This is a genomic window from Legionella norrlandica (assembly GCF_000770585.1).
Classification (GTDB): domain Bacteria; phylum Pseudomonadota; class Gammaproteobacteria; order Legionellales; family Legionellaceae; genus Legionella; species Legionella norrlandica.
This window is the reverse complement of the sequence record NZ_JNCF01000105.1, coordinates 1-2,885: the sequence shown is the minus strand read 5'-3', so window position 1 is coordinate 2,885 and position 2,885 is coordinate 1. Positions and strand designations below refer to the sequence as shown.

Sequence of the window (2,885 nt, the reverse complement as noted above, 5' to 3'; positions counted from 1 at the left end):
CCATGTCACAGCTTGGTTTATTAATTAGATCGCGTACTAAAAATAAAGAATTTGTTAAGTTTAAGATATGATCAATTTCATTAGTTCCAACTATCAAAATCCGGGGTTGTAGTTCGTATTTTTTATATTTATCGAAGCGATACTGTGCCAAACCCCAGGACACCGCTACTTGTAAAGCTAATTTTTCTTGTAACTGATAATTTCCTGGGGGTAATGAAAGGGCCGCATTAGCTAAAGCAGACTCCTGATTCCCTGTACCTGAACCAATATAAGCCTTTTCAATCACGCCATCTGCATTAAGAATAAAACAGTAATCTCCTAATTTCCCTTTAAATTGACGAATAGAGAAATAATTGCGTTCAACAGAAGTAAGATTTTCAATTCCTTCTTCCCATTGGATTTGTGAAATAAAGTATATAGGAACTACTCTATCACCGCGGGTTTTATAAAATTCTTGAGCTTGCATCATTTAATCCTTCATCTGGCCACGAAAGTGATTAAGTCTAATCCCCATTATACCTAAAACCAATAGATATATGATTACCGTAGCAAACACGTGGGTCAGTAACAAGCTCAAACGCATTAAAGGGGGGAAACCAAGCCAATAATCAGCAGTTCCGCTCATAAAATATAAATAAATCCCGATTACCACATTAGCTACTAAGAGTTGCATACTATATTTTAACCAACCAGGAGAAGGTTTGAACACACCTCTTCTGATCAACAAAAATAATAAGATACCGCAATTCACATACCCAGCCAAAGCAGAAGCAAGCGTCAATCCAGCGTGAGCCAAATGCCAAACCAGTACAACACACAAGAGAGTATTAACTATCATAGCCACAGCACCTACTTTGACAGGTGTACTAATATCCTGACGGGCATAAAATCCTGAAGCCAAAACTTTTACCATCATAAATGCCGGAACTCCCATGCCAAGAGTAATTAGGCTCTTTTGCGTCTGAAGCAAATCATAGGTAGAAAATTTTCCATAAGCAAAGCAACTGGCAATTAACGGCAAAGCAAACAAGGACAACCCAAGACCCGCCGGTATTCCTATTAACAAAATGGAACGTAATCCCCAATCCAGAGCGCGAGAATATTGATTAATGCTTTGCTCTGCGTGTTTTCTGGAAAGATGAGGAAGAATGACCGTCGCAATGGCAACCCCAAAAACCCCTAAAGGAAAATCAGTCAACCTATCTGTATAATATAACCAGGATACACTCCCTACTTTAAGAAAAGAGGCAAAAATGCTATCTACCATCAAATTAAGTTGAGCTATTGACACCCCAAATAAAGCCGGGATCATTAATTTAAGAACTTTATTTACCCCAGGATCATCACGAACGACCCTAGGCCTAATCAGCAAATTTCGTTGGTATAGGAATGGCAACTGAAATAATAGCTGCAGCATACCCGCGATAAGCACCCCCCAAGCCAGACCAACGACAGGCTGTGGTAAAGCAGGGCATAAATACATCGCAGACAATATCATGCTGATATTGAGCAACACCGGAGTAAATGCTGGAATTCCAAAATAGCCATAGGTATTTAATATAGCTCCCGCCATGGCAGTTAGAGAAACAAGCATGAGATAAGGAAAGGTGATGCGAAGCATCTGGGTGGCCAGCTCAGCTCGAGTGCTATCATGGCTGAAACCAGGGGCAAACAAAAAAATAATAATTGGGGACGCAATGATTCCAATTGTCGTAACTAAAGTTAATATAGAACTCAAATAGCCGGAAATTCGAGCAATAAAAATACGTATATCTTCGGGAGAGCGTGTTTTTTGATATTCCGATAACACGGGAACAAAGGCTTGAGAAAAAGCACCTTCTGCAAATAGGCGCCGCATAAAATTGGGTATTCTAAAGGCAACAAAAAAAGCATCCATCCCAGCTTGTGCACCAAAAAAATTGGCAAGCACCATATCTCTAGCAAACCCTACTATTCTTGAAAGAAACGTCATTACTGAAACAAGAGTAGTTGAACGCATTAAGCTTTGCTTTTTGGGTACCATAATATCCGTCGTTGACATGACTTTCTTAATAAGTGAAAAATTCCCTTTATGATATACCTAAACTAATAAAGTTACATCAGTAGGTTGGATCATGCAAAGTATGATTTTGCCCTAATGGATCTTTGAACATCTATTGACAAAATCTAACTCATTGTGCAAGATCTCTATCTTTTTGCAATATCTGATTGAGTGGAGATTTTTAAGTGGCAAATATCAAATCAGCGATTAAGCGTGCACGTCAAAACATTAAGCTGCGTCAACGCAATGCCAGCGCACGTTCTATGTACCGCACCTACATCAAAAATGTATTAAAGGCAATGGAATCCGGAGATCAAGAAGCTGCCCGTGCTGCTTATTCCAAGGCACAACCAGTGATTGATAAAGCGGCTGGCAAAGGATTAATCCATAAAAACAAAGCAGCACGCATTAAAAGTCGCTTGATTGCTCGTCTCAAAGCGATGACCGCTTGATTTTAATTTTTCCTGTCGCTCTAAGTTCGAAATAAAGTCAACCGGTGCTTCCGGTTGATTTATATTCTTGGACTTCGCTACACATAACTGACTTATGGCGCAATTCCCTACTACACGTTTGGATAGAATTGGGCATAAAAAGTGTTCTTGTAAAAACCCAATCATTTTGATCAAGACTGAATATTGCTTTTCCCATAATCTATTTGATTATTATTTAATCAAATATTTATAAAATAAAACAAATAGATCAAATAATACACGATCTTAATATTCCGTTAATCTTGATTTGTTAAAATATGAACCGAATGATAAATAATGAGGCAAATCAATGAACGCGAATGAGAGTAACAATTCATTAAAGAGCAAAAACCAAGCGCAAAGAAACACTCCGG

2 protein-coding genes and 1 pseudogene are annotated in these 2,885 nt (G+C 38.5%); 1 reads left to right on the top strand and 2 read right to left on the bottom strand.

Annotation, left to right across the window (positions count from 1 at the left end; all coding sequences use genetic code 11):
- Both OK13_RS13495 and murJ read right to left on the bottom strand, forming a co-directional pair.
- Positions 1–469, bottom strand: a pseudogene (locus OK13_RS13495) (leucyl aminopeptidase family protein); the annotation flags it as partial.
- On the bottom strand, positions 470–2,041 hold the full coding sequence (gene murJ, locus OK13_RS13490; RefSeq protein WP_035891644.1) for a murein biosynthesis integral membrane protein MurJ: 1,572 nt from the start codon (positions 2,039–2,041) through the stop codon (positions 470–472).
- 185 nt (positions 2,042–2,226) lie between these two features.
- Between murJ and rpsT the strand changes: the two genes are divergently transcribed.
- The gene (gene rpsT / locus OK13_RS13485; protein WP_035891642.1) at positions 2,227–2,493 is read left to right on the top strand and encodes a 30S ribosomal protein S20; all 267 of its coding nucleotides are present in this window, start codon (positions 2,227–2,229) and stop codon (positions 2,491–2,493) included.
- Positions 2,494–2,885 lie beyond the last annotated feature (392 nt).

Excerpts from the sequence above, each read along its gene's own strand:
- murJ (WP_035891644.1), bottom strand. The coding sequence starts at position 2,041 with ATGTCAACGACGGATATTATGGTACCCAAAAAGCAAAGCTTAATGCGT.